Consider the following 1,214-nt stretch of genomic DNA (forward strand, 5'->3'; position numbering starts at 1 on the left):
CACGCGCTCCCGGGCGGCGACGATCCGCTCGCGCAGGGCCAGCTCGTCCGCCGCGAACGTGGCGGAGAAGCCCTCCGGGTCGGAGTCGAAGGCGACCCGGCGGCGGATCACCTCGGCCCGCAGCGCCGCCTCGCGCGGGGCGGACACCTCGACGGTGAGGCCGAAGCGGTCGAGAAGCTGGGGCCGGAGTTCGCCCTCCTCGGGGTTCATGGTGCCGATCAGGACGAAGCGGGCGGCGTGCTCCACCGACACCCCGTCCCGCTCGACGGTCACCCGGCCCATGGCGGCGGCGTCGAGGAGCTGGTCCACCACGTGATCGTGGAGCAGGTTGACCTCGTCCACGTACAGCAGTCCGCGGTGCGCCCGGGCCAGCAGGCCGGGCTCGAACGCGGTGACGCCCTCGCTCAGGGCCTTCTCCAGGTGCAGCGACCCGGCGATGCGGTCCTCGGTCGCGCCGATCGGCAGCTCCACCAGACGGACCGGCCGGTGCTCGGTGGGCGCGTCGTGGGGGATCGGACCGTCGGGGGTGTCGGTGCCGCGGTCGGACGGGGCGCTGGAGAACCTGTCACCGGCCACGACCTCGATCTGCGGCAGGATCCCGGCGAGCGCGCGCACCATCGTGGACTTGGCGGTGCCCTTCTCTCCGCGGATCAACACGCCGCCGGCCGACGGCGAGACCGCGTTCAACAGGAGGGCAAGCGCCATGTCGTCGGAACCGACGACGGCGCTGAAGGGGTAGTGCAGTGGCATGGGGGCTCCCGCTCTCGTCTGCCAGGCTGGTCAGCGCGAGGCCGGTCTCCGGACTTCCCGGCTCATCTCGGGCGTTCGCGCTGGACGCGTTCGCCTCAGAGGCCGGGTCACCGTAGCGGGCCCTGTGCCGGATTCTCACCGGCTTCCCTGATTCTCCCCTCCGCACCGCCTGGGGCGGGTCGTGGGGCACCTCGTGCTGTTGGGGTGTAGTTGTCTCTCCTGGCCGAGGCTACCCAGCGTCCTCGCGTTCCGGGCGGTCGGGCTCGGCGGGCGGGTTCGACGGTAGGGTTCCGCGTCATGAACGGACAGGTGGTCGTGGTGGGGATCGGCGGTGACGGCTGGGCCGGCCTCGACGAGGCCCGTCGCCGCGCCGTCCTGGGCGCCGACGTCCTGCTGGGCGGGGAGCGGCACCTGGCGATGATGCCGGACGAGGTGGTGGGCGAGCGCGTGGCATGGCCGCGGCC

The 1,214-nt window shown here is 73.1% G+C and carries 1 protein-coding gene and 1 riboswitch; the gene reads right to left on the bottom strand.

What is annotated here, in order from left to right; all coding sequences use genetic code 11:
* A partial coding sequence (locus tag G6028_RS08290) for a magnesium chelatase ATPase subunit I (RefSeq protein ID WP_182658599.1) occupies positions 1-750 on the bottom strand: 750 nt, incomplete at its 3' end.
* A gap of 22 nt (positions 751-772) precedes the next feature.
* Positions 773-959: riboswitch (cobalamin riboswitch) on the bottom strand.
* Between the last annotated feature and the right edge of the window lie 255 nt (positions 960-1,214).

Source organism: Dietzia cercidiphylli (assembly GCF_014145145.1).
GTDB lineage: Bacteria > Actinomycetota > Actinomycetes > Mycobacteriales > Mycobacteriaceae > Dietzia > Dietzia natronolimnaea.